This window comes from Amycolatopsis sp. CFH S0740 (assembly GCF_004522315.1).
Lineage (GTDB): Bacteria > Actinomycetota > Actinomycetes > Mycobacteriales > Pseudonocardiaceae > Amycolatopsis > Amycolatopsis nivea.
This window is the reverse complement of the sequence record NZ_SDLS01000043.1, coordinates 1-22,121: the sequence shown is the minus strand read 5'-3', so window position 1 is coordinate 22,121 and position 22,121 is coordinate 1. Positions and strand designations below refer to the sequence as shown.

Here is a 22,121-nt window from a genome sequence, read left to right as displayed (position 1 = left end):
GTCAGGCGCCCTCCACCGAACCGGGCGGCAGGAAGTCGACGTCGTGCAGCGCCGACACCCGGACCACCTCGGCCGGGTCGGTCAGGTTGTGCAGCTTGTCGAACAGCGTCGCCAGCTTCCCGGCCGGGCTCACCCAGAACAGTCCCCGGGTCATGCCCTCGCTGCGGTTGTAATAAGCGTGCGGGAGCCCCTTCGGCATCCGCACGGTGTCGCCGGGCCCGGCGGTCTCCCACTGGCCGTCGAGGTAGAGCGTGAAGACGCCCTCCAGGATGTAGATGTGCTCGTCCTGCGTCGGATGGACGTGCGGCGGCACTCCGGTGCCGGGCGGATCGAGGGTCTCGAACGCGAAGCTCGATTCGCTGGCCGCCTTCATCGAGTAGGTGTGGCCGAGCACGTTCCACACCTTGTTCCGCATGCCCTCGCGGGCGGGCGTGATCCCCTTGGGCAGGGGACCTAGCACGATTTCCTCGCCGGTCATCACACCTCCTGGCCGATGGTTTCGTCCGACAGGGACTCTGCGCTATCCGGACGCCGGTGTACAGGTGCCATTCACGAGAACGCGAGAACGCCGTCCGCGAGAACCGGCGTCCCGTCCGTCCTGCGCACCTCGAAGGCGACGGCATCGGGAAGCGTCCGACCCGCGTGGACCGACAGCGTCGTCCCGGGAAAACCGGGTTGGTGAAGCGGCATTCGACCCCAGTGGGCTCGCCCGGGTAAACGCGGATCCGCGCGCATTCGCTGTAGACGACCGCGTTGGTCGCGCGGCCCTTCGCGCGGGTGCCCGCCGCGGTACGTGAGGGGAACCCTGGGGGAATCTGATTCCGTCAGGGTTCCCCTCACGGCTTTGAAACTTAGCTGCGCGGGCGCTCAGTTGTACTCGGAGATCTCCACCCCGAACGTCCCCGGTTCCAGCGCCTCGAAGATGTGCGGCACGTCCCCCGGATAGCAGATGTAGTCCCCTGGCAGCAGTTCCACCGGGTCGTCCATGATGCCGATCCGCGCGCGGCCGGCGCACAGGACGGTGTGCTCGACCACGCCGCTCATGTGCGGGTCCGACCGCCGCGGGACGCCGGGCTCGGCGCTGACCAGGTAGATGTCCCGGCGTGCCGCGGACGGGCACGCCGACAGCAGCGTGCACGCGTAGTCGGCGTGTTCGGCGAACACCGTCGGGCCCTTGCCCGCGCGGATCACCTTCACCTCCTGCCGCTCCGGTTCGACCAGCCGGGAGAACGGCACGTCCAGCGCGACGCCGAGGGCCCACAGCGTCTCCACGCTCGGGTTGCCCGCGCCCGATTCCAGCTGGGACAACGTGGATTTCGCCAGGCCGGCCCGGCGCGCGACCTCGGTCAGCGAGAGGCCGGCGCGGGCCCGCTCGCGGCGCAGGGACGCCGCGATGATGTCCAGCGGCGCGCCCGTGCTCTCGTTCGGCATGTGTGTTCGCTCCATCAGTCTTCTCGTTCGTCTTGACGAACAGGCCCCGACGTGTTCAGCATAGGACACTATGCGTTCGATTTGGCGAACACTCGACCGCGGCCTCGCCCGCGACATCGGTCTCGTGTGCCTGGCCGACACCCTCGTAGGCGTGTCCTACGGCGCCATCGCGGTGGGCTCCGGCTTCCCGCTGTGGGCGCCGATGATGCTCTCCCTGCTGGTCTTCGCCGGCGCGTCGCAGTTCATGTTCGTCGGCATCGTCGCCTCGGGCGGCAATCCGCTCGCCGCGGTCGCCGCCGGGCTGCTGGTGAACGCGCGGCACGTGCCGTTCGGCTTCGCGGTCGGCGACGCGCTCGGGCGCGGGCTGCTCGGACGACTGGCCGGAAGCCACCTGATGATCGACGAATCGGTGGCGTTCGCGCTGGCCCAGCGCGACGCGGCCCGGCGGCGGGCGGCGTACTGGGCGTGCGGCGCCGGGCTCTTCGTGTGCTGGAACCTCGGGGTCGTCGTGGGCGCGTTCGCCGGGTCCGCGATCAGCGACACCGACGCGTTCGGCCTGGACGCCGCCTTCCCGGCGGTGCTGCTGGCGCTCGTGCTGCCGTCGCTGAAGGACCGGGCGTCGCGGCTGCCGGTGCTGATCGGCGTGGTGGTCGCGCTCGCGGCCACTCCCCTGCTCCCGGCGGGCCTGCCGGTGCTGCTGGCGCTGGTCGGAGTGGTCGCGGGCGCCGCCGCGAAGGAGCCGAAGTCCCTGGAAGGAGCGCACTGATGGACGGCGCGGAACTGATCATCGCGACGCTCGTGCTGGCGGCCGGGACGTTCGCGTTCCGGCTCGCCGGGCCGCTGCTGCGCACGAAAGTGCGGTTGTCCCCGAGGGCCGAACGGCTGATGACCCTGTCGGCGGTGGTACTGCTCGCCGCGCTGGTCGCGACCAGCGCGCTGACCGAGGGGCCCGAATTCGCCGGAATCGCCCGGCCCGCCGGAGTGCTGGTGGGCGGGGTGCTCGCGTGGCGGAAGGCCCCGTTCGTGGTGGTCGTGATCGCGGCGGCGGCGACGGCTGCGTTGCTCCGGCTCGTCGGGGTGCCGTAACCGTTCCCGGAACAATTGCGGAGCGAATTCCCGGCGGAATTTTCCGCGCTCGATCTCCGGCGGGAAAATACCGATCAGGAGCGGGAGACGAATGCTCGCCTCCCGCTCCTGATCGGCGGGAAATCAGTTTCGGTTCATCGAGCGGAAACGGCTCGCGAACCGGTCGTGCCGGCCGCGCCGCACGTCGGTTCGTCCGGCTGGGCGGACACGCTCACCGCGTCCCAGGCCGCCTTCACCGAGTTGAACTCGGTGCAGCCGTTGGGGAACAGGTTCTTCGCCGCGGTCAGCGTCCAGGTGCGGTAGCTCTGGTAGGAGCTGCCGCTGGTCTTGAGCAGCATCGCGTTGTAGAAGATCTGCACCGCGGTCTTCACGCCGAGCCCGGTGACCGTGGAGTTGTTGCAGGTCGGGCTCGTCGGCTGGCCGTTGGTCGGGTTCGACCCCTCGGCGAGGAGGTAGAACCAGTGGTTGCCGGGGCCGGCCGCGGCGTGCACCTCGGTGCCGGGAATCGAGCTGTCGTAGCAGTTCGCGTGGCCGAGCTGGGACGGGTCGTACATGTTGCGGATCGGCCCGCTGCCGACGAGGTTCACCTGGTTGCCGACGAGGAAGTCCGGGACCGCGTACGGCGCGGGCTCGTTCGCGAACCACTCCGACGAGGCGCCGAAGACGTCCGCGACGAATTCCTGGGTGCCGCTGCCGGACATGCTGCCCGGGGTGTGGTCGTCGATGCCGTGGCCGAACTCGTGCCCGATCACGTCGAGCGAGCCGATCCACTGGCCCGCGGTGTTGTTCCCGACCTGGACCTGGGTGCCGTCGTAGTAGGCGTTCTGCTCGTTGAGGCCGACGCGGATCGGCCAGGCGCCGCCGTTGCCGTCGAAGCTGTTGCGGCCCAGCCATTGCGACAGCATCTTGTTCTCCTGCTGGATACCGTACAGCGCGTCGGCGCAGCCGGTTTCCCGGTCGGTCTCGTCGCCGTTGCCCCAGCTGTCCGTCGACTTCGTGAAGGTCTGCTGGGTGTCCGCGTCCTGGCAGCTGAGGTTCGCGATGTTCGGGTCGGTCATCGAGTATCCGCCCGCACCGTCCGAAGACGTGTCGAGGTGCAGCGGCTCCGGGCCGTTCCAGACGCCCTGCGCGTCGCCGTACGCCACGTGTTCCTGCGTGTGCAGGACCTTTCCGGTCATCGCGTCGACGACGACGTCCAGCTTGCTCGGCCCTTCCGCGTTCCGCCCGGTCACCCGGGTCGTCCAGGCGAGTTTCGGGCTGCCCAAGGCATAAGTGGCGAGGGTCGCGGGCTGCACGCTGTCCACTGTGGGCACTTGGGTGCGGGCGATCGCCTCGGCCTGCTTGGCGGTCAGCTTCGGCGACGTGCTCGGCAGGTCGATCGCGGCGGTCTGCGCGACCGAGGTGGCGAGCACGTTTCCGGTCGAGTTCGTGGCCACGACGAAGTCGCCGCCGATCACCGGGAGCCCCTTGTACGAGCGGTCGTACGGCACGTATTTCAGGCCGTTGACCGACGAGATCACCTTGTGCTGCTGGAAAACGTCGTCCTTGCCGGCGTGCAGCGCGGCGGGCCGGGAGGCGACCAGCGCCTGCGCGGCGGTGGCCGCCATGGCTTCGGCGGCCTGCGGACTCTGCGGTTCGAGCGGTTGCGCGTGTGCTGCGGTGGCCGTGGTGACGGCCCCGGCCAGCACCCCGGCTGCGAGCAGCACGAGCGGTCGGCGCGATTTCATCGGCGGTGTTCTCCTCCGGACAGGCCGGATCAGGCCCGGGGGTGGGGGCCGGATTCGGAAGTGGAATGGGATCGAACCCCGCCAAGAGTCGGGTTTTTTCCCACTCCGGACAACCGACGAAGGTCGTTAATTTATCAACTTCGGCGCATGGGTCCCGATTTCCGGCGCCCGCTTTCCGGAAATTCCGCGTTCCGCCCAAGAATCGCCACTCGCCCACCTCGGCAGCAGTCCGGCGTTCCGGATGAATCCGGCGGCAATGAGCCGGTGAATCCTTTGTAGACAGTGGGATTTCCGCTGTCCACAGTGGACTCGACCGGTCCGGCGCGCCCGCATCCCGCGGTGAGCGAACGGCTGGTCCCGGGCCGTTCGCCTTGCTTCCCGGCGGGTCGCGGGTGTGTGATCGGAGACACAGTTCTTCCATCCGCCGTCGCTGAGGAGGCCGTCATGGCCGACAAGCAGAACAGGAGTGCCGACCCCGGGGCCGCCGTCGCTGTGGACGACCCCGCCAAGGTGCGCAACGTCGTCCTCGTCGGGCCTTCCGGTTCCGGGAAGACCACGCTCACCGAGGCACTGCTCGCCGCGTCCGGCACGGTGCCGCGCGCCGGTTCGGTCGTCGAGGGCACCACGGTGTGCGACCACGACCCCGCCGCGGTGCGCCAGCAGCGCTCGGTCGGGCTTTCCGTCGCCCCGGTGCTGCACGCCGGGCGCAAAATCAACCTCATCGACACCCCGGGGTACGCCGATTTCGTGGGCGAGCTGCGCGCCGGGCTGCGCGCCGCGGACGCCGCGCTGTTCGTCGTCTGCGCCGCCGAGGGCGTGGACGCCGCCACCGTCGCGGTGTGGGAGGAATGCGCGTCGGTGGGGATGCCGCGCGCCGTCGTCGTGTCCCGGCTCGACCACCACCGCGCCGACCCGCTCGCCGAGATCGCCGCCTGCCAAGCCGCCTTCGGCGCGGGCGTGCTGCCGCTGTACCTTCCGGCGCCGGACGGCCTGGTCGGGCTCGTCACCCAGCGCCGCTACGACTATTCCGCCGGCTACCCGCCGCGCGTGGGCGAGCCGGACCCGGCCGTGGCCGAGGAGTTCGCCGAAGCCCGCAACGAGCTGATCGAGGGCATCATCGCCGAGAGCGAGGACGAGACCCTCATGGACCGCTACCTCGGCGGCGAGGAGATCGCCGAGGACGTGCTGATCGCCGACCTCGAGACGGCCGTCGCGCGCGGTTCGTTCCACCCGGTCATCCCGGTGTGCGCGACCAGCGGGGTCGGGCTCGCCGAGGTGCTCGACGGCATCGTGCGCGCCTTCCCCTCGCCGCTGGAGCACACCCCGCCCGGCGTGACCAGCCCCGACGGCGCCGAACACGCCGCGCTGTCCGCCGATCCGGACGGTCCGCTCGCCGCCGAGGTCGTGCGCACCGCGGTCGACTCGTACGTGGGACGGGTTTCGCTCGTCCGGGTGTTTTCCGGGACGCTGCGGCCGGAGCACCCGGTGCACGTCTCCGGCCACGGCCTCGCCGAACGCGGCCACGAAGACCACGACGCCGACGAACGCGTCGCCCACCTCTACTCGCCGCTCGGCGCGAACCTGCGCGAGGTGCCGTTCTGCGTCGCGGGCGACCTGTGCGCGCTCACCAAAGTGGGGTCCGCCGAAACCGGCGACACGGTGTCGTCGCCGGACGATCCGCTGCTGATCAAACCGTGGCGGATGCCCGAACCGCTGCTGCCGGTCGCCGTCGTCGCGAAGTCCCGCAGCGACGAGGACACGTTGTCCCGCAACCTGTCCCGGCTCGTCGCGGGCGATCCGACCCTGCGCCTGGAACGCAACGCGGAAACCGGGCAGCTCGTGCTGTGGTGCATGGGAGAGGCGCACGCTGAGGTCGTCCTGTCGCGACTGCGCGCGGGCGGCGCGGACGTCGGCACCGAGCCGGTGCGGATCAGCCTGCGCGCCACGTTCGCGAAACCGGCGCGAGGCCACGGGCGGCACGTGAAGCAGTCCGGCGGGCACGGGCAGTTCGCGGTGTGCGACATCGAGGTCGAGCCGCTGCCGCGCGGCGGCGGGTTCGAGTTCGTGGACAAGGTGGTCGGCGGCGCGGTGCCGCACCAGTTCATCCCGAGCGTCGAGAAGGGCGTGCGCGCACAGCTGCAACGCGGCGTCCAGGACGGCTATCCGGTGGTGGACGTGCGCGTGACGCTGACCGACGGGAAGGCGCACAGCGTCGACTCGTCGGACGCGGCGTTCCAGACCGCGGGCGCGCTCGCCCTGCGGGAAGCGGCGGCGGCCAGCCGGATCTCGCTGCTGGAACCGCTGGACACGGTCGAGGTGAGCCTGCCGGACGAACACCTGGGCACGGTGCTGGGCGACCTGTCGTCCCGCCGCGGCCGGGTGCTGGGCACGGAATCCGGCGAGGGCGGGCACACCGTCGTGCACGCCGAGGTGCCCGCGGCGGAACTGCTGCGGTACGCGGTGGATCTGCGCTCGCTGACCTCGGGAACGGCGACGTTCACTCGGCGGCACGCCCGCTTCGAGCCGATGCCGCAGGGAGCGGTAACCACCTCGTGAGTGGCTATCACGGTTAGAACCGGGATTGCCACTCACGACGCCTGCCCAGGCAACGCGACCGCAGCAAGCTTCAGGCCGGTCTCCTGCCGACTCCCGCTGCGCCCTGGCCCGCCTCGTGAGTGGCTATGCCGGTTCTAACCGGCATAGCCACTCACGAGTCAGAACTCGAACCCGCCCGGCCGCCCGTTGCGGTCCGCCACCAACCCGGCCAGTGTCGCGATCGCGATTTCCGCCGGGGTGCGCGAGCCGATGTTCAGCCCGACCGGCCGGTGCACCCGCGCGATGTCCGGCTCCGCCACGCCCAGCGCGCGCAGGGCTTCCACGTGCGGTCCCGGATGCCGCGGGTTGCCCAGCACGCCCACCCACCGCGTCGGCGTCGCCAGCGCGGCTTGCAGGACCGTTCCGAGTTCCGGGCGGTGATGGTCGGTCACGACGACGTCCGCGTCCGCTCCCGGAGACGGCGCGGTGGTGCGGACTTCGACGCCTTCGGTGGCATCGCTGGCCCGCGCCTCGTCCGGCTCGAACAGCACGGCGTGGTAGCCCAGATCGGCCGCGTAGCGCAGCAGGTACCGGGCCACCGGCGAGGCGAACACGGCGACCAGGGTCCGTTCGGCGGGCGGTTCTTCGACCTCGCCGTGTGCGACGGCGCAGGCATCGGGTTCGGTCGTCATGCGCCTCAGTCTGCCTCAGAGGTCCGGCTCGGCGAATTCGAAGTACTCCGGCAGCGGCGCGGTCCCGGCGAGCTTGAAGTACCGCACCTTCCGGCGCCGCCGCAGCGCCAGCGTGTCCCGCACGGCGTCGTTGTGCACGCGGCGGGCGATGACGACCCGGTGTTCGGCGTCGGTCAGTTCCTCGGCGAGCACGACTGGCAGCCGGGACCGGTCGATCGGGGCCAGGACCAGCGTCAGTTCGTTCTCCGCGGCCTCGCGGTCCGGCCGCGCGGCAGCCTCAGCGCGAGCGGCCGCGGCGTGCAGTTCGGCACCGTCGTGCAGCACGGCGGCGACGGCTCGGGCTACCACGGCTCGGCGGGCGAGAGCGGCTTCCAGAGCGGCCCAGCCCGCGTCGGTCCGGACGTGCAGGCGGTCGAGCCGGTTCGCGGTCGCGACCAGGAACAGCCCGCCGAGCACCACGATCGCGGCCGCCGCCACGAGCAGCCACACCAGCACCGTCACGCGAGCTCCCGCTCCCCCGCCGCGACCAGCCGGGGATCCGCCGCGATGGCCGTCTCGTACACCCGCAGCACCTGCGTGACCACGACCCCCCAGTCGTACGCGGTCACCCGCTCGCCCGCCGCGGCGGCGAGCGACGCGCGGTGTGCTGGGTCGCCCAGGAGTTCGCGCAGGCCGTCGGCCAGGGAGGCCGGGTCGCCGGTCGTGGTGAGCATTCCGGCGCGGCCGTCGTCGAGGACGCGGCGGAACGAGTCGAGGCCGCTCGCCAGCACCGCGGTGCCCGCCGCCATCGCCTCGGTGAGGATCATCCCGAAGCTTTCGCCGCCGGTGTTGGGCGCGCAGTAGACGTCGACGCTGCGCAGGGCACGCGCCTTCGTCTCGTCGTCGACCTGGCCCAGCAGTTCGATGTGCGGCCACAGCTGCGGCCCGGCCATCCGCCGCAGCTGGTCCGGCTCGCCGCGGCCGACCACGAGCAGCCGGAGGTCCTCGAACTCCGGGAGCAACCGCCGCGCGGCCTCCAGCAGCACGTCCATGCCCTTGCGCGGTTCGGTGAACCGGCCGACGAACCCGATCGTCCCGCCCGCGCGCGGGTAGCCGTCCAGCGGCAGCGCGCGGGAAAAGAAGTCGACGTCCACGCCGTTCGGGATCTCCACCGCGTCGCCGCCCGCATGCTCCACCTGCACCCGCCGGGCCAGCACCGACACCGCGATCCGCGCGGTGATCTTCTCCAGCAGCGGACGCAGCACCGGCTGGAACGCCGCCAGCGTCCGCGAGCGCGTCGTCGCGGTGTGGAAGGTGGCCACGATCGGCCCGTCCGCGACCTTCAGCGCCAGCAGCGACAGGCTCGGCGCGGCCGGTTCGTGCAGGTGCAGCACGTCGAAGCCGTTGTCCCGGATCCACCGCCGCACCCGGGCGTAGGAAACCGGCCCGAACTGCAGCCGCGCGACCGAGCCGTTGTACGGGATCCCCAGTGCTTTGCCCGCCGGGTGCACGAAATCCGGCAGCTGCGCGTCCTCGTCCGCCGGAGCCAGCACCGACACCCGGTGCCCGCGTTCGAGCAGGGCCTTCGCCAGGTCGATCACGTGCCCCTGGACCCCGCCCGGAACGTCGAACGAGTACGGGCACACGATCCCGATCTTCAACCCGCGCGCCATCCGGGTCAGCTCGCTTCTTCCAGCGGCTTGGGCTCCTTTGCCGCCGCGTCGGCGGGCCAGAACGGCTGCAGCATGTGCCAGTCGGCCGGATGCGCGGCGATGTCGCCGGCGAACACGTCGGCCAGCGCCTGCGTCGCGGCGGGCACCTCGGCCCGCGCGGTGACGCGGATGCGCGGGTGGATCCGGATCTCCCAGCCGTCCTCGGTGAACCAGCAGCCGGTCGGCAGCAGCGCGGCGCCGGTGGTGGCGGCGAGCCGCGCCGGGCCGGGCGGCAGGTGGGTCTGCTCGCCGAAAAACCGCACCGGGATCCCGGACGACGTCAGGTCCCGGTCCCCCAGCAGGACCACCACCTTGTTCTCGCGCAGCCGCCGCAGCAGCAGCCGCATCGCCGCGCTGTCGCCGGTCAGCGGCACGATCTCGAAGCCGAGCGACTCCCGGAACGACACGAACCGGCGGTACAGCGATTCGGGCTTGAGCCGTTCCGCGACCGTGGTGAAGGTGCCCGCGTAGCTCGCGAGCCAGACTCCGGCGATGTCCCAGTTCCCGCTGTGCGGCAGCGTCATCACCGCGCCGTTGCCCTCGGCGAGCGCGGCGTCGATGTTCTCCGCGCCGGTCACCGTCACCTGCTTCGCGACCGCCGCGTGGTCCATCGCCGGAAGCCGGAACGTCTCGAACCAGTACCGCGCATACGACCGCATCGCGCGCCGCACCAGCTCGTCCAGCTCCGCTTCGCCTGCCTGCGGCACGACGCGCGCGAGGTTGGCGCGCAGCTGCCGCACTCCCCCGCCGCCGCGCCGCGCGGCCATGTCGGCGCCGAAGGCGAAGGTCGCCGACCCGAACGACTTCGGCACCCGCCGGACGAACCGCCAGCCCGTCGCGTAGCCGAACTCGCTGAGCCGCTGGGACAGTGTGCTCACGGTTGCGCCCCGCCTGCCGATGAGTCGGCCTGTTTCGCCGCGGCCGCCCGCGCCGCGCTCGCCACCGCCGCGGCCCGCTGCAGCAGCGTGACCACCGACAGCACGGCGAGCAGCCACAGCGTGATCTCGACGGTGTAGGGCACGCCCAAGCCGTGCAGCCCGGTGCCGACGAGGGCGATGATGAGCCGCTCCGCGCGTTCCACCAGCCCGCCGTCGGCTTCGAGGCCGGACGCTTCGGCGCGCGCCTTCACGTAGGAAATGACCTGGGCCAGCACGAGGCAGATCAGCGCGGCGGCCGCGGCCCGGTTGTTGTGGTCCTGGACGAAGCACCACCACGCGATCGCGGCGAACAGCGCGCCGTCGACCAGCCGGTCGCACGTCGCGTCGAGCACCGCGCCGAAGGGCGTGCCGTACCCGCGGGCGCGGGCCATCGCGCCGTCGAGCAGGTCGAGCATGGCGAAGCCCCAAACGGTGAACGTGCCCCACAGCAGCATCCCCTGCGGGAAGAACGCCAGCGCGCACGCGACGGCGCCCGCGGTGCCGAGCACGGTCATCGCGTTCGGGGTCAGTCCGGCGCGGACCAGGGCGGCGCCGATCGGGTCCGTCACACGGGAGACCGAGGCACGGGCGAAAATGTTGAGCATCTTCCTCGTCTGTGCACCTGATTCGGGAGCGGGTGGGCGACGAAAGCCTATCGACCCCGCTGTCCGAACCGGACCCGCCCGCCCGCGACCCGCCGGAACGTCAGCCGGATTTCGGCAGTTCGGCGAGCGGCGCGGCCGATTCCGCCGCCTCCTCGGCCTCCCGGACGGCCTGGCACTTGGGCCGCAGCCCGGCCAGGATCGCCTCGGAAATCTCGCCGAGCTGGCGCACCTGCTCGGCGCTCAGCTGGTCGAACAGCGTCTCCCGGACCGCCTCGACGTGCCCGGGCGCGGCTTCCTCCAGCGCGGCGAACCCGGAGTCGGTGAGCACCGCCCACGACCCGCGCTTGTCCGTGGGGCACGACTCGCGCTGGACCCAGCCCTTCGCCTCCAGCCGCGCCACCGCGTGCGACAGCCTGCTGCGCGACGAACCGCGCACCGACGCGAGTTCGCTCATCCGCAGCCGCCGTCCGTCCGCTTCGGACAGCGCGACGAGCACCTCGTAGTACGTGTGCGGCATGCCCGACTCGTGCTGCAGCTGTCCCTCGAGGTGTGCGTGCAGCAGCGAACTGGCCTGGGCGTAGGCGCGCCAGACCCGCTGCTCGTCGTCGGTCAGCCAGCGTGGTTCGGACATATCGTCATCATACGCTGGTTGAGCACTCAATTACCGCCGCGCGACGGGCCTCACCACGCGCCCGCGAGCAGGTCGCGGGTTTCGCCGAGCAGCTGCGGCAGCACCTTCGTGTGCCCGATCACCGGCATGAAGTTCGCGTCGCCGCCCCAGCGCGGCACCAGGTGCTGGTGCAGGTGCGCGGCGATGCCCGCCCCGGCGATCACGCCCTGGTTCATCCCGATGTTGAACCCGTGCGCCGCCGAGACCGCCCGGATGACGCCCATCGCGTGCTGGGTGAACTCGGCCAGCTCGCGCGTCTCCTCGGGCGTCAGGTCCGGGTAGTCCGCGACGTGCCGGTACGGGACCACCATCAGGTGCCCCGGGTTGTACGGGTACAGGTTCAGCACCGCGAACACGGTTTCGCCGCGGGCGACGATCAGCGCGCGCTTGTCGTCGCCGAGACCGGGCAGGCGGCAGAACGGGCAGCCGTCGGACTCCTCGCCCTCGGGCTTGTCCTGGCCGCGGATGTAGGCCATCCGGTGCGGGGTCCACAGCCGCTGCAGCGCGTCCGGGACCCCGACCCCGTCCTGTTCGACGAGTTCCGGCTCGGTCACTTCAGGATCTTCTCCACGGCCTCGGCCGACGGCGACGCGTTCTCCCGGCGCTCGACCCACTCGGCGATCGCGTCGACCGCCTGGTCCACCGGGATCCCGTTGATCTGGCCGCCGTCGCGGAACCGGAACGACACCGCGCCCGCCTCCGCGTCCTTCGCGCCGGCCAGCAGCAGGAACGGCACCTTCTGCGTGGTGTGCGTGCGGATCTTCTTCTGCATCCGGTCGTCGCTCGCGTCGACCTCGACCCGGATCCCCTTGGCGCGCAACGCCTTCTCCACGCCGCGCAGGTACTCGACCTGGTCGGCGGTGATCGGGATGGCGACCGTCTGCACCGGCGACAGCCACGCCGGGAACGCGCCCGCGTAGTGCTCGGTCAGCACGCCGAAGAACCGCTCGATCGAGCCGAACAGCGCGCGGTGGATCATGATCGGCCGCTGGCGGCTGCCGTCGGACGCGGTGTACTCGAGGCCGAACCGCTTGTTCTGGTTGAAGTCGAGCTGGATGGTCGACATCTGCCAGGTGCGGCCGATGGCGTCCTTCGCCTGCACCGAGATCTTCGGGCCGTAGAAGGCCGCGCCGCCCGGGTCCGGCACCAGTTCGAGGCCGGAGTCGACGGCGGCCTGGCGCAGCGTCTCGGTGGCCTCCTCCCACTCCCAGTCCTCGCCGATGAACTTGTCCGAGTCGCCCCGGGTGGACAGTTCGAGGTAGAAGTCGGACAGGCCGTAGTCGGCCAGCAGGTCCAGCACGAACTTGAGCAGCGACCGCAGTTCGGACGGCATCTGCTCCTTGGTGCAGTAGATGTGCGAATCGTCCATCGTCAGGCCGCGCACGCGGGTGAGGCCGTGCACGACGCCGGACTTCTCGTAGCGGTAGACGGTGCCGAATTCGAACAGCCGCAGCGGCAGTTCGCGGTAGGACCGCCCGCGCGAGCGGAAGATCAGGTTGTGCATCGGGCAGTTCATGGCCTTGAGGTAGTAGTCCTCTTCCTCGAACTGCACCGGCGGGAACATGGTGTCCGCGTAGTACGGGAGGTGCCCGGAGGTGTGGAACAGGTCGCCCTTGGAGATGTGCGGCGTGTTCACGAACTCGTAGCCGGCTTCCTCGTGCCGGCGGCGCGAGTAGTTCTCCAGCTCGCGGCGGATGATGCCGCCCTTGGGGTGGAACACCGGCAGCCCGGAGCCGATCTCCTCGGGGAAGGAGAACAGGTCCAGCTCCGCGCCGAGCTTGCGGTGGTCGCGGCGCTCGGCCTCGGCGATGCGCTCGAGGTGGGCGTCCTGCGCCTCGGCCGATTCCCACGCGGTGCCGTAGATCCGTTGCAGCTGCGGGTTTTTCTCGTTGCCGCGCCAGTACGCCGCGGCCACGCGGGTGAGCTTGAAGGCCGGGATGAACTTGGTGGTGGGCACGTGCGGGCCGCGGCAGAGGTCGCTCCACACGCGTTCCTTGGTGCGCGGGTCGAGGTTGTCGTAGATGGTCAGCTCTCCGCCGCCGACCTCCATCACCTCGGTGGTGTCCACATCGGACTTGATGTCCACCAGTTCGAGCTTGAAAGGCTCGTTCGCCAGTTCTTCCTTGGCCTCGTCAGTCGAGGCGAAGACGCGGCGCGAGAACTGCTGCGCGCCCTTGACGATCTGCTTCATCCGCTTCTCGAGCTTCTGCAGATCCTCGGGCGTGAACGGCTTTTCGACGGCGAAGTCGTAGTAGAAGCCGTCGCGCACCGGCGGGCCGATGCCGAGCTTGGCGTCCGGGAATTCCTGCTGCACGGCCTGGGCGAGCACGTGCGCGGCGGAGTGCCGGATCACGCTGCGGCCGTCCTCGGTGTTCGCCGCGACGGCCTCGACCTGGGCTTCGGCTTCCGGCACCCACGCCAGGTCGCGCAGTTTCCCGTCGGCGTCGCGGACGACGACGATCGTGTCCGGGCCCTTGGTGGGCAGCCCGGCTTCGCGCACCGCGGCGCCCGCCGTAGTGCCCGCCGGCACCACCACGCGCGGGGCGGGTACGGCGGCAGCTGACGACGGTTGGGACACGATCGGACTCCTTTGGGAGATGTGACTGAAACGGCTTCCGCTGATGCTAGCCGTCGGCGGGTTCGCCGATTCGACCGCCGTCAGCCAACACTGCCCCCGGACGCCGAAAGGCCGCCCCGGGCGTGCGGGGCGGCCTCTCGGCGGCGCGGGAAGGGTCAGAGGGTCTCGACGACCTGGTCGAAGTCGAGCCGCGGCAGGCGGTCGAACCACGGGTTCTCGCCCGGCTTGCCGATGTTCACCGCGACGAGCGAACGCCAGTTGTTGCCGGAGAAGAACTCCTTGTCGACGCCCGCGGCGTCGAAGCCGGTCATCGGGCCCGCGGCCAGTCCGGCGGCGCGCACGCCGATGATGAAGTAGCCGACCTGCAGCAGCGAGTTCAGCTTGGAGAACTCGACGCGGCCCGCCTCGTCGGCGAAGTTGTCCTTCACGCCGGGGTTGTGCGGGAAGGTCTGCGGGATGTTCTCGTGGAAGTCGACGTCCGCGGCCAGGATCACGGTCAGCGGCGCGGCCTCGGTCTTGGCGCGGTTGCCCTCGGCCATGTGCGGCAGCAGGCGCTGCTTGGCCTCGTCGCTGCGGATCACCAGCGCGCGCAGCGGCTGGGTGTTCATCGAGGTCGGGGCCCACTTGACGAGGTCGTAGATCGCGCGGACCTGCTCGTCGGTCACCGGCTCCGAGCTGAAGCTGTTGGCCGTGCGCGCCTCGCGGAACAGCAGGTCCTGCACCTCGGCGGGCACCTGCAGCTGCTGGGACTCTGCGAAAGTAGTCATCGGTTCGGCGTTCCTTCCGTGCTGTCGCCTACGCACGGCACCAACCTGGTTGAACGCTTGACTATTTCTCCGACGGCCCGGTTGTGACTCAGCGCACTGCGCGGCCGCCGGCCCGTTGCGGGACCGGCGGCCGCGAGCGGAACGATCTTCGCAGGTCAGTAGGCGCCCTGCCCGGCGAGGACCGCGCGGAAGGTCTTCCAGAGGATCACCAGGTCCAGCGCCAGCGACCAGTCCTCGACGTAGCGCAGGTCGAGCCGGATGCTCTCGTCCCAGGAAAGATCGCTGCGCCCGCTCACCTGCCACAGCCCGGTCAGCCCCGGCTTCACCAGCAGCCTGCGGCGCGCGGCCGGAGCGTACGTCGCCGTCTCCTCCGGCAGCGGCGGCCGGGGCCCGACCAGCGACATCCGCCCGGCGACGACGTTGAACAGCTGCGGCAGTTCGTCGAGCGAGTACCGGCGCAGCATCCCGCCGACCTTCGTGACGCGGGGATCCTTCTTCATCTTGAAGAGCGGCCCCGCGCCTTCGTTCGCGTTCTCCAGGTCGCGCCGGATGAGGTGCGCGTTCACGACCATGGTGCGGAATTTGAGCATGGTGAACGCTTCGCCGTCCTTGCCGATGCGCCGCTGCCGGTAGACCACCGGACCGCGGTCGCCCGCCTTCACCGCTACCGCGATCGCCAGCAGCACCGGGGAGAACAGCGCCAGCAGCAAGGTCGCGCCGCAGCGGTCGACGACCTCTTTGACCAACCGCCGTCCGCCGGTGAACGCGGGCGCGGTCACCCGAAGCAGCGGCATGCCCAGGACTCCGCTGACGTTCAGCCGCGGGCCGGCCACCTCCATCAGGACCGGCGCGACGACCATTTCCGCCGAGGTGCCTTCGAGATCCCAGGCGAGCCGCTGCAGCCGCTCGGGATTCCAGTACTGGTCGGCCGTGATGGCGACGACCCGGTACCCGCCGCGGCGCACGTGCCGGGACAGCTCCTCCAACCGCCCGACGACCGGAACCCCGTCGATCTCCCCGTGCCCGGTGGACGTGCAGACCGCCTCGACCCGCCATCCGACGTGCGCCTCGGTCCGCGTCCGCTTGATCAGGTCCGCGACCGTTTTCGCGCTGCCCGCCGCCATCACCGGCAGCAGGCACAGCCCGCGCCGCCGTCTCCGGTGCAGGATCTGGCGGAGCACGTACCGCTGGGGAAACAGCACTAAGGCGACAGCGGGGACTACGAAAAACACCCAGGGCTGCACTTCGAGCGCGCCGAACAGCAGTCCGCCGAACGCGACCAGGACCGCCGCGGTGATCAGCGCCCGGCCGAGCGTGCGGTACTCCTCGGGGCCCTCCCCCAGCACCCGGGCGCTCCAGGCCCGGCTGGCCGGAAGGGCGCAGAGGATCGCGAACGCGGTGCCGAACGCGTGCATGTCGTGCGGCGCCAGCCGGTCGATGACGAAGGCGCTGATCGCGATCACCACGCACGCCGCGACGAGATCCGAAGCGATGACCGTCCGGCGGTAGCGTTTCTCCCACTCCGCGGCGTGCGTTTTCGGCGGATCGCCCTCTTCCTGCGGGGACGCCGGGACGGGATCGAGCCGGTCTTCCGCGGCGGGGTCGAGCCGGTGCTTGGCGAAGGGCTCCAGCCGGTGCTTGGCGGTGGAGTCGAGCCGGTCGTCCGCGGCACGGCCGGGCGGCGGGACCGCCATGTCGACCGGCGGCGCGGGAACCGCCCTGAGGTCGACCCGCGGCAGCCCGACGCTGTCCGCCGGCCATGACCGCACCGGTTCTTCCATCAGTCCTCCCGCGCTGCGCAAGCTCCCCGGACCTGATCGCCGCCGGCACGCTGAGTCAGGGCCGATGATCACAATCGGTGATCACGAGACGGTCCGGCTCCACGTCGCCGAAGGTGTGACACTCGCCAAGGTATCGGGTGGTCAGCGAGCGGTGTTACAGAGATTTTCCAGCCACGGCCTGCGAGTCTTTCCCGTCAGGAAGCACCGGGAAGATAACGGGGATGTCACGATGGGTCACGCTCACCCGGCAACGGGAATTACCCGCTGTAGTCAAGTTTCCCACTACCTACACCGAACGGCCCAGCGAGCCCGCAGCCGAATCAGCTCCCCCGCGCGGGTCATCGCCCGGGCTCGCGCCCGCCCCAACCGCCGTTCGGGCACAAGCTCTCCGCCGACCCGCCGATTTCCCTTGCCCGCAGCGCAATCCGCTCCGGAATGCGGAGGGCCGCCCGGTTTGCGGCCATTCGGCTGGTCTGAACCATCCGGGGAGGCCCTCCGCCTGCCGGGCCGGGGCCTCCTCCGCACATTTTTCCCGGACTGCCGCCGTGTTCTCACCGCGATCAAGTCCACACTGGACACCCGGCCGAGTCCTGGCCCACTCCCTCCGAATCGGAGAGCGCCCCTCCCGGAACGAAACTGCCTCGGCTCAGGCAGTCGGCGGAGCGGCAGCCGTGGCGTTGAGCGCAGTCACCACCGCTCGCTCCTCGAACTCGAAGTGCGCCCCCAGCTCACCAGCGAGCCGCTCCAGTTCCGCACGCAGCCGCACCGGGTCGGATTCGCCGGGGACGAAGCTCTCGACCAGTTCCCGGATCGAGTCCTGCAGACGCGCCACCACCTGATGCTGCTCGGCGAGCTGCGCGATCACCGGCGCGAGCGCGGGGAACTGCTCGGCCAGCGAAGGGAACACCACGGAGTCCTCGCCGACGTGATGCCTGCGCAGCGCGGTGCAGAAGCTGAGGCAGTGGGTCCGCATCTCCTGCGCAAGGTCCGGCTCCGGCCGGACGATCGCTGTCGCGCGGCCGTTGACCAGTTCGTCCGCCTGCTCGCGCAGCGCCCGCAACTCCGCGCGAAACCATTGGTGCACTTCGACGAGCCAATCGCCCATTCCTGTGACCCGCTCGTCGATCCGATGCAAAACAACCACCGGAATTTCCCGGGTCGTCTTCGCCTGGTAATCACCGTAACCCGGAGCCTCCGCGATTACCTGCGCGAAAAGCTTCTTGTACGCGGCGCCCTGCGGAATGGCCGCCATCGCCTGGTAGGCCTCGCCGCCCACTTCGACGGTCACCATCGGGTTCCGGCGGATGTTGTGGTACCAGCCGGGATGGCGGTCCGCGCCGTTCGCCGAGGCTACGACCACTCCGTTTCCCTCGATCTCCAGGTAGCCGAGGAGCACCTCGCGGGGCAGGCCGGTCCGCGCGCCGGTCGTCGTCAGCACCGCCAGCGACCAGCCGTCGAACATGCCGCCCAGTGCGCCGCGGTTCGCCCGGAAATCGGCGATCAGCCGGCGGTGAAAATCGTTGCTCACACAATTCCTTTCGGGTTTTCGGAAAGGAGGAGTCGAGCACAGGAAAAGGGCACGCGAAAAGACCCCGCAGGCACAGGCATGGCGCAGCGATCCGGTCGACGGATCCGCGGAACTGCGAGAGACGGAGAGCCCGATCTCTGTGCTGGCTGGTTAGCCGCTACCTCCATGCGTAGGCCCATACGGGGCGCACGGCTAAATTAGCACAGCTTCCGAACCTCGTGCGGCGAAGGCCGAATCCTTTCGCCGGGCCGGTCGCTCTTATGGGCGTGCGGCCACGAGGCCGGCACGACGAAGGAGGCTCGATGACCCTGATCATTGTCGCGGCGGCAGTCGTGGTGGTTCTGGTGTGCAGTTGCGTGGTTTTCCTGCGAGCGCGCGGAAGGTCGAAGCGTGGCTGAGCCCTGGCCGGCAGAGCAGCTCGTGGCGGCGGCGCAGCGCGGCGACGAAGCGTCGATCGCCGTGCTGGTGTCCGGCGCGTACCCGCACGTGCGGCGGTTCGCGTTCTCGTTGTGCGCGAGCAGCCAGGACGCCGAGGACGCGGCGCAGGAGGCGATGATCGTCCTGTTCCGCAAGATCGGAACGCTGCGGGCGACGGCCGCGCTCGCGTCGTGGATGTTCCGCATCGTGCGCAACGAATGCCTGCGGCGGGCGCGGGCTTTGGTGCAGCGCGACGAGCCGGTCCCGGAAGCAGCCGGCCCGTCCGCCGAGGAAGACGTGCTGAGCAGGCTCGAGGTCGAACGTCTGTCCGCCGCCGTCGCCGCGCTGCCCGCCGATCAGCGCGGCGTGCTGATCATGCGCGACATCCAGGGCCTGCCGGGAAAGACCGTCGCCAAGTCGCTGGGCCTGAGCACGGCGGCGATGAAGTCGCGCTTGCACCGTGCCCGCGCCGCCGTGCACGCCCGCCTGGATCTCCCGGAGGAAGACCGATGAGCACCCGACCGTCGTTCGCCAGCAAGTCCCTGCCCGTCCATCTCGCCCGCGGGGCGACCGGATTCGGCCTGATCGCCGCGTCGATCGCGCTGGCCCCGGTCGTCGGATGGGCGAGCGTGCTGCTCCTGCCCGCGGGCGTGCTGGCCCTGCGCGGATGTCCGACGTGCTGGGCGATCGGGCTGGCGCAGACCCTCTCGCGGGGCCGCCTGGAACGGACGTGCGCCGACGGGCAGTGCCGGATCTCGACGAGAGGTTCCTGAACTGGCTGGCCCTCACCGTCTTCTCGCGTGCACGCCATAAGCGACGTGCCGGTCCGGACGGGAGAGGCCAGCCCTGGAGACGCCGATGGCCTGCCGGCGAAGATCGTCGGCAGGCCATCGGATGCTGCTGGTGGGCGATACTGGGATCGAACCAGTGACCTCTTCGGTGTGAACGAAGCGCTCTCCCGCTGAGCTAATCGCCCGCTCGCGGTGCGGATTCAGCCTACCCCACGACTTTCGGGGGCCTGCAAACGGGTGGTTTGATCCGACTACAGCGCGTCTGCCAGCGAATACCGTCCGAACAATCCCGAGCTAACCAAGGCCTTGCCCGGGCGGGGGCGCGTGCGGGCGTCCGCGACATCCGTGCGACGGTGCTATCGCACAGCGGCCGAACCGCGCAAGATGTACTGGTGGCTCCCCACCGGGCGCCCGCTGAAGGCTGCGCGGCACGGACGGCGACGGACCGGACGGACCTCGGGGCAGACGGTCTCGAACGGGTGATCTCGAGCGCACTCGCGACGGATCCCGGCTCCTGGTGCGTCTCACCGTTGTCCTCGGTCGTCCGGGCCGGGAAGGGAGACGAAGGGTAGGACGATGCGCAACGATCACGTGACGCTCCGCTCGACGGCGGTCTTCGACCTGCTGGCGCCGCGGACCCCGGCGGTTCCGGTGAAGGTGGAGCTGCGCTACGACACCCGCGACCCCTATGCCGTCGTCGCCGCCTTCCGCACCGGGCGGGCCGGCTGGGTCGAATGGGTCTACGCGCGCGACCTGCTCGCCGACGGCCTCCTCGCCGACGCGGGCGACGGGGACGTCCGGATCCGGCCCTCGGTGGAGGACCCGGAGTCGGTCCTGATCGAGCTGAACTCGCCGTCCGGGCACGCCATGTTCGAGGCGTCCGCGCAGGAGCTGGCCGATTTCCTCGACCGCACGTACGACGTCGTGCTGCCGGGCAACGAGCACCTGTGGGTCGACGTCGACGACGCGCTCACCCACCTGATCCCGAACGATCTGGCCTGATCACCGGCCCGCGAGCGGGCCAACAACCCCCCGGTGCCAGGACGGTTGCCGGGGTCCGATATGGTTTCTTCACACCACGGCGACGGGGTGCGGACCGGAATACCGGTGCCGCCTCGGACCCAGGGTAGTGCGGACGTAGCGCAGCTGGTAGCGCATCACCTTGCCAAGGTGAGGGTCGCGGGTTCGAATCCCGTCGTCCGCTCGGAGGGCTCAAGCCCCATGCGGTGGAGTGGCCGAGAGGCGAGGCAACGGCCTGCAAAGCCGTGTACACGGGTTCGAATCCCGTCTCCACCTCGCGCGATTAGCTCAGCGGGAGAGCGCTTCCCTGACACGGAAGAGGTCACTGGTTCAATCCCAGTATCGCGCACCAGCGTTATCCGGAAGCCCTGCCTTCTCCTCGGAGAGGCAGGGCTTTTCCGTGTCCCCCGTGCTTCACGCCGGGAACAAGGTCGCTTCCGGTGCCGCCGTGCCCGCCCACGTCGTCGGCACCGCCGGGCACGAGCCCGAACCCGGCTCCCCCGGCGGCCCATCCGCCCGCCTCGGACGCGACGGACACGGATTCGCTGGCCTCGACCGGGATTCCGCTCCTGCCGATGCTGCTGATCCTCGGCGTGGCGCTCGTCGCCGGAGGCACGGCCTTCCTGGTGGCGGCCCGCAGAAGGCGGTTCAGGCGGCAGTGACCGCGGCCGAGGTCCGCACGCCTGGTGCGGACCTCGGCCCGGCCTTTTCCCTAGAGAAGAAGGGGAACCGCGGTCAGGACAGCGCGCGCAGCCGGGGCAGCACGTCCTCGGCGAACTGCGACAGGTAACGCTCCTGGTCGTGCCCGGGGCCGTGGAACACCAGGTGGTTCAGGCCCGCGTCGAGGTACGGCTTGATCTGCGCGACCGCCTCGTCCGGATCCGACGCCACGATCCACCGCTTCGCGACCTGCTCGATCGGCAACTCGTCGGCCAGCCGCTCCATCTCCTCCGCCGACGACACCGAGTGCTTCTGCTCCGCACTCAACGACAACGGCGCCCAGAACCGGGTGTTCGCCAGTGCCTTCTCCGGATCCCGGTCGTAGGACATCTTGATCTCGATCATCCGGTCCACGCCCGACGCGTCGCGCTCGCCCGCGGCCGCGCCCTCGGCCATCGCGGGCATCAGCTTCTCGGTGTACAGCTCCATGCCCTTGCCCGACGTGCAGATCATCCCGTCGCCCGCGCGACCCGCGTACTTCGCCACCACCGGACCCCCCGCCGCGATGTACACCGGCACCGGACGCTCCGGCCGGTCGTAGATCTTCGCGTTCACCAGCCGGTAGTAGTCGCCCTCGAAATCGACGCTGTCCTTGCTCCACAGCTCGCGCATCAGCCGCACCGACTCGCGCAGCCGCGCGAACCGCTCCTTGAACTCCGGCCACTCCCGGCCCGACACCGCGATCTCGTTCAACGCCTCACCGGTGCCCGCACCGAGGATCACGCGGTCGTTCGACAGCAGCGCCATCGTCGCGAACGCCTGCGCGATCACCGCCGGGTTGTACCGGAACGTCGGCGTCAGCACACTCGTCCCGATCAACACCCGGCTCGTCCGCTCCGCCACCGCCGGCATCCACGCCAACGCCCACGGCGCGTGCCCGCCCTCGTGCCGCCACGGCAGGAAATGATCCGACACCCACACCGAATCCAGCCCCAGCTCCTCGGCCCGCACCGCGAACTCCACCAGCTCACGAGGCCCGAACTGCTCCGCCGACGCCTTGTACCCGACCTTCAGCTCCACAATCGCCCTTCCCCGTCCGCACGCACCACGCAGGATTCCGTGGCACCGTCAACCGTACCCGGACGGGTCTTGCGGAGGCGGGTGTGCTGTCGGTCACTAACGGGGCTAGTACTCCAGCTGTAGTTCGTGATCGGGTGCTGGTTGT

Annotated in this window: 22 protein-coding genes and 4 tRNA genes; 10 read left to right on the top strand and 16 right to left on the bottom strand. The window is 70.4% G+C overall.

Annotated elements, in window-relative coordinates:
- Window position 1: 1 nt before the first annotated feature.
- Both EIZ45_RS42030 and EIZ45_RS42025 read right to left on the bottom strand, forming a co-directional pair.
- Window positions 2-478 carry a cupin domain-containing protein gene (locus EIZ45_RS42030; protein WP_037811256.1) on the bottom strand — a complete coding sequence of 159 codons (477 nt, stop codon included), beginning with the start codon at window positions 476-478 and terminating at the stop codon, window positions 2-4.
- Between the two features lie 389 nt (window positions 479-867).
- Window positions 868-1,431, bottom strand: a complete 564-nt coding sequence (locus EIZ45_RS42025) for a helix-turn-helix domain-containing protein (RefSeq protein WP_043835882.1) — start codon at window positions 1,429-1,431, stop codon at window positions 868-870.
- A gap of 70 nt (window positions 1,432-1,501) precedes the next feature.
- Between EIZ45_RS42025 and EIZ45_RS42020 the strand changes: the two genes are divergently transcribed.
- Entirely contained in the window at window positions 1,502-2,197 is a 696-nt protein-coding gene (locus tag EIZ45_RS42020) for an AzlC family ABC transporter permease (RefSeq protein ID WP_134661825.1), read from the top strand.
- Window positions 2,197-2,517, top strand: a complete 321-nt coding sequence (locus EIZ45_RS42015; RefSeq protein WP_134661826.1) for an AzlD domain-containing protein — start codon at window positions 2,197-2,199, stop codon at window positions 2,515-2,517. Before EIZ45_RS42020 ends, EIZ45_RS42015 begins: the two co-directional genes overlap by 1 nt.
- 134 nt (window positions 2,518-2,651) lie before the next feature.
- Here the strand turns inward: EIZ45_RS42015 and EIZ45_RS42010 are convergent, their stop codons facing one another.
- Window positions 2,652-4,244, bottom strand: a complete 1,593-nt coding sequence (locus EIZ45_RS42010; RefSeq protein ID WP_134661827.1) for a M4 family metallopeptidase — start codon at window positions 4,242-4,244, stop codon at window positions 2,652-2,654.
- 444 nt (window positions 4,245-4,688) lie between these two features.
- On the opposite strand from EIZ45_RS42010, the gene EIZ45_RS42005 reads away from it, so the two are divergent.
- Window positions 4,689-6,800, top strand: a complete 2,112-nt coding sequence (locus EIZ45_RS42005; RefSeq protein WP_134661828.1) for an elongation factor G-like protein EF-G2 — start codon at window positions 4,689-4,691, stop codon at window positions 6,798-6,800.
- Window positions 6,801-6,958: 158 nt separating this feature from the next.
- On the opposite strand, the gene EIZ45_RS42000 is transcribed toward EIZ45_RS42005, so the two are convergent.
- The 11 genes from EIZ45_RS42000 to EIZ45_RS41950 all read right to left on the bottom strand — a co-directional run bounded on the left by EIZ45_RS42000 (window position 6,959) and on the right by EIZ45_RS41950 (window position 18,008).
- Entirely contained in the window at window positions 6,959-7,471 is a 513-nt protein-coding gene (locus tag EIZ45_RS42000; protein ID WP_043835890.1) for an XdhC family protein, read from the bottom strand.
- Window positions 7,472-7,486: 15 nt separating this feature from the next.
- The gene (locus tag EIZ45_RS41995; protein WP_043835892.1) at window positions 7,487-7,972 is read right to left on the bottom strand and encodes a hypothetical protein; all 486 of its coding nucleotides are present in this window, start codon (window positions 7,970-7,972) and stop codon (window positions 7,487-7,489) included.
- Window positions 7,969-9,111 carry a glycosyltransferase family 4 protein gene (locus EIZ45_RS41990; RefSeq protein WP_134661869.1) on the bottom strand — a complete coding sequence of 381 codons (1,143 nt, stop codon included), beginning with the start codon at window positions 9,109-9,111 and terminating at the stop codon, window positions 7,969-7,971. Before EIZ45_RS41990 ends, EIZ45_RS41995 begins: the two co-directional genes overlap by 4 nt.
- Before the next feature lie 17 nt (window positions 9,112-9,128).
- A complete protein-coding gene (locus EIZ45_RS41985; RefSeq protein WP_043835893.1) occupies window positions 9,129-10,040 on the bottom strand; it encodes a phosphatidylinositol mannoside acyltransferase in 912 nt (303 codons plus the stop codon).
- Window positions 10,037-10,684: a phosphatidylinositol phosphate synthase gene (pgsA, locus tag EIZ45_RS41980; RefSeq protein WP_037815631.1), complete on the bottom strand. Its 648-nt coding sequence runs from the start codon at window positions 10,682-10,684 to the stop codon at window positions 10,037-10,039. The genes EIZ45_RS41985 and pgsA overlap by 4 nt, the downstream gene beginning before the upstream one ends.
- Window positions 10,685-10,784: 100 nt before the next feature.
- Window positions 10,785-11,315, bottom strand: a complete 531-nt coding sequence (locus EIZ45_RS41975) for a MarR family winged helix-turn-helix transcriptional regulator (RefSeq protein WP_043835895.1) — start codon at window positions 11,313-11,315, stop codon at window positions 10,785-10,787.
- Window positions 11,316-11,365: 50 nt separating this feature from the next.
- A complete protein-coding gene (locus EIZ45_RS41970; protein ID WP_037815627.1) occupies window positions 11,366-11,908 on the bottom strand; it encodes an HIT domain-containing protein in 543 nt (180 codons plus the stop codon).
- On the bottom strand, window positions 11,905-13,932 hold the full coding sequence (gene thrS / locus EIZ45_RS41965; RefSeq protein WP_134661829.1) for a threonine--tRNA ligase: 2,028 nt from the start codon (window positions 13,930-13,932) through the stop codon (window positions 11,905-11,907). Before thrS ends, EIZ45_RS41970 begins: the two co-directional genes overlap by 4 nt.
- A gap of 155 nt (window positions 13,933-14,087) precedes the next feature.
- Window positions 14,088-14,699, bottom strand: coding sequence for a malonic semialdehyde reductase (locus EIZ45_RS41960; RefSeq protein WP_043835898.1), 612 nt, complete (start codon window positions 14,697-14,699; stop codon window positions 14,088-14,090).
- Window positions 14,700-14,854: 155 nt separating this feature from the next.
- A complete protein-coding gene (locus EIZ45_RS41955; RefSeq protein WP_240690541.1) occupies window positions 14,855-16,480 on the bottom strand; it encodes a sugar transferase in 1,626 nt (541 codons plus the stop codon).
- 646 nt (window positions 16,481-17,126) lie between these two features.
- The gene (locus tag EIZ45_RS41950; protein ID WP_255443833.1) at window positions 17,127-18,008 is read right to left on the bottom strand and encodes a nitroreductase/quinone reductase family protein; all 882 of its coding nucleotides are present in this window, start codon (window positions 18,006-18,008) and stop codon (window positions 17,127-17,129) included.
- 390 nt (window positions 18,009-18,398) lie between these two features.
- Between EIZ45_RS41950 and EIZ45_RS41945 the strand changes: the two genes are divergently transcribed.
- Both EIZ45_RS41945 and EIZ45_RS41940 read left to right on the top strand, forming a co-directional pair.
- Window positions 18,399-18,938 carry an RNA polymerase sigma factor gene (locus tag EIZ45_RS41945; protein WP_134661830.1) on the top strand — a complete coding sequence of 180 codons (540 nt, stop codon included), beginning with the start codon at window positions 18,399-18,401 and terminating at the stop codon, window positions 18,936-18,938.
- Complete coding sequence (locus EIZ45_RS41940; RefSeq protein ID WP_134661831.1) at window positions 18,935-19,198, top strand: hypothetical protein; 264 nt, start codon at window positions 18,935-18,937, stop codon at window positions 19,196-19,198. Before EIZ45_RS41945 ends, EIZ45_RS41940 begins: the two co-directional genes overlap by 4 nt.
- Before the next feature lie 128 nt (window positions 19,199-19,326).
- On the opposite strand, the gene EIZ45_RS41935 is transcribed toward EIZ45_RS41940, so the two are convergent.
- Window positions 19,327-19,401 (bottom strand) — tRNA-Val (locus EIZ45_RS41935).
- 391 nt (window positions 19,402-19,792) lie between these two features.
- Here EIZ45_RS41935 and EIZ45_RS41930 point away from each other — a divergent pair.
- From EIZ45_RS41930 to EIZ45_RS41910, 5 genes are all read left to right on the top strand, one after another.
- Entirely contained in the window at window positions 19,793-20,218 is a 426-nt protein-coding gene (locus EIZ45_RS41930) for an SsgA family sporulation/cell division regulator (protein WP_005159130.1), read from the top strand.
- A 129-nt stretch (window positions 20,219-20,347) separates the two neighbouring features.
- Window positions 20,348-20,420 (top strand) — tRNA-Gly (locus EIZ45_RS41925).
- Between the two features lie 21 nt (window positions 20,421-20,441).
- Window positions 20,442-20,512 (top strand) — tRNA-Cys (locus EIZ45_RS41920).
- A 1-nt stretch (window position 20,513) separates the two neighbouring features.
- Window positions 20,514-20,588: transfer RNA gene (locus EIZ45_RS41915), tRNA-Val, on the top strand.
- Window positions 20,589-20,676: 88 nt separating this feature from the next.
- Window positions 20,677-20,898: a hypothetical protein gene (locus EIZ45_RS41910; protein WP_134670438.1), complete on the top strand. Its 222-nt coding sequence runs from the start codon at window positions 20,677-20,679 to the stop codon at window positions 20,896-20,898.
- Between the two features lie 73 nt (window positions 20,899-20,971).
- Here the strand turns inward: EIZ45_RS41910 and fgd are convergent, their stop codons facing one another.
- Complete coding sequence (fgd, locus tag EIZ45_RS41905; RefSeq protein WP_134670440.1) at window positions 20,972-21,976, bottom strand: glucose-6-phosphate dehydrogenase (coenzyme-F420); 1,005 nt, start codon at window positions 21,974-21,976, stop codon at window positions 20,972-20,974.
- Window positions 21,977-22,121: the final 145 nt, after the last annotated feature.

Bases quoted from the DNA above. Each gene is read 5' to 3' on its own strand.
- EIZ45_RS42020 (WP_134661825.1), top strand. From the start codon at position 1,502: ATGCGTTCGATTTGGCGAACACTCGACCGCGGCCTCGCCCGCGACATC.
- EIZ45_RS42010 (WP_134661827.1), bottom strand. From the start codon at position 4,244: ATGAAATCGCGCCGACCGCTCGTGCTGCTCGCAGCCGGGGTGCTGGCC.
- pgsA (WP_037815631.1), bottom strand. From the start codon at position 10,684: ATGCTCAACATTTTCGCCCGTGCCTCGGTCTCCCGTGTGACGGACCCG.
- EIZ45_RS41930 (WP_005159130.1), top strand. From the start codon at position 19,793: ATGCGCAACGATCACGTGACGCTCCGCTCGACGGCGGTCTTCGACCTG.
- EIZ45_RS42025 (WP_043835882.1), bottom strand. From the start codon at position 1,431: ATGCCGAACGAGAGCACGGGCGCGCCGCTGGACATCATCGCGGCGTCC.
- EIZ45_RS42005 (WP_134661828.1), top strand. From the start codon at position 4,689: ATGGCCGACAAGCAGAACAGGAGTGCCGACCCCGGGGCCGCCGTCGCT.
- EIZ45_RS41955 (WP_240690541.1), bottom strand. From the start codon at position 16,480: ATGGAAGAACCGGTGCGGTCATGGCCGGCGGACAGCGTCGGGCTGCCG.
- EIZ45_RS42000 (WP_043835890.1), bottom strand. From the start codon at position 7,471: ATGACGACCGAACCCGATGCCTGCGCCGTCGCACACGGCGAGGTCGAA.
- EIZ45_RS41975 (WP_043835895.1), bottom strand. From the start codon at position 11,315: ATGTCCGAACCACGCTGGCTGACCGACGACGAGCAGCGGGTCTGGCGC.
- EIZ45_RS41960 (WP_043835898.1), bottom strand. From the start codon at position 14,699: ATGACTACTTTCGCAGAGTCCCAGCAGCTGCAGGTGCCCGCCGAGGTG.
- EIZ45_RS42015 (WP_134661826.1), top strand. From the start codon at position 2,197: ATGGACGGCGCGGAACTGATCATCGCGACGCTCGTGCTGGCGGCCGGG.
- EIZ45_RS42030 (WP_037811256.1), bottom strand. From the start codon at position 478: ATGACCGGCGAGGAAATCGTGCTAGGTCCCCTGCCCAAGGGGATCACG.
- EIZ45_RS41940 (WP_134661831.1), top strand. From the start codon at position 18,935: ATGAGCACCCGACCGTCGTTCGCCAGCAAGTCCCTGCCCGTCCATCTC.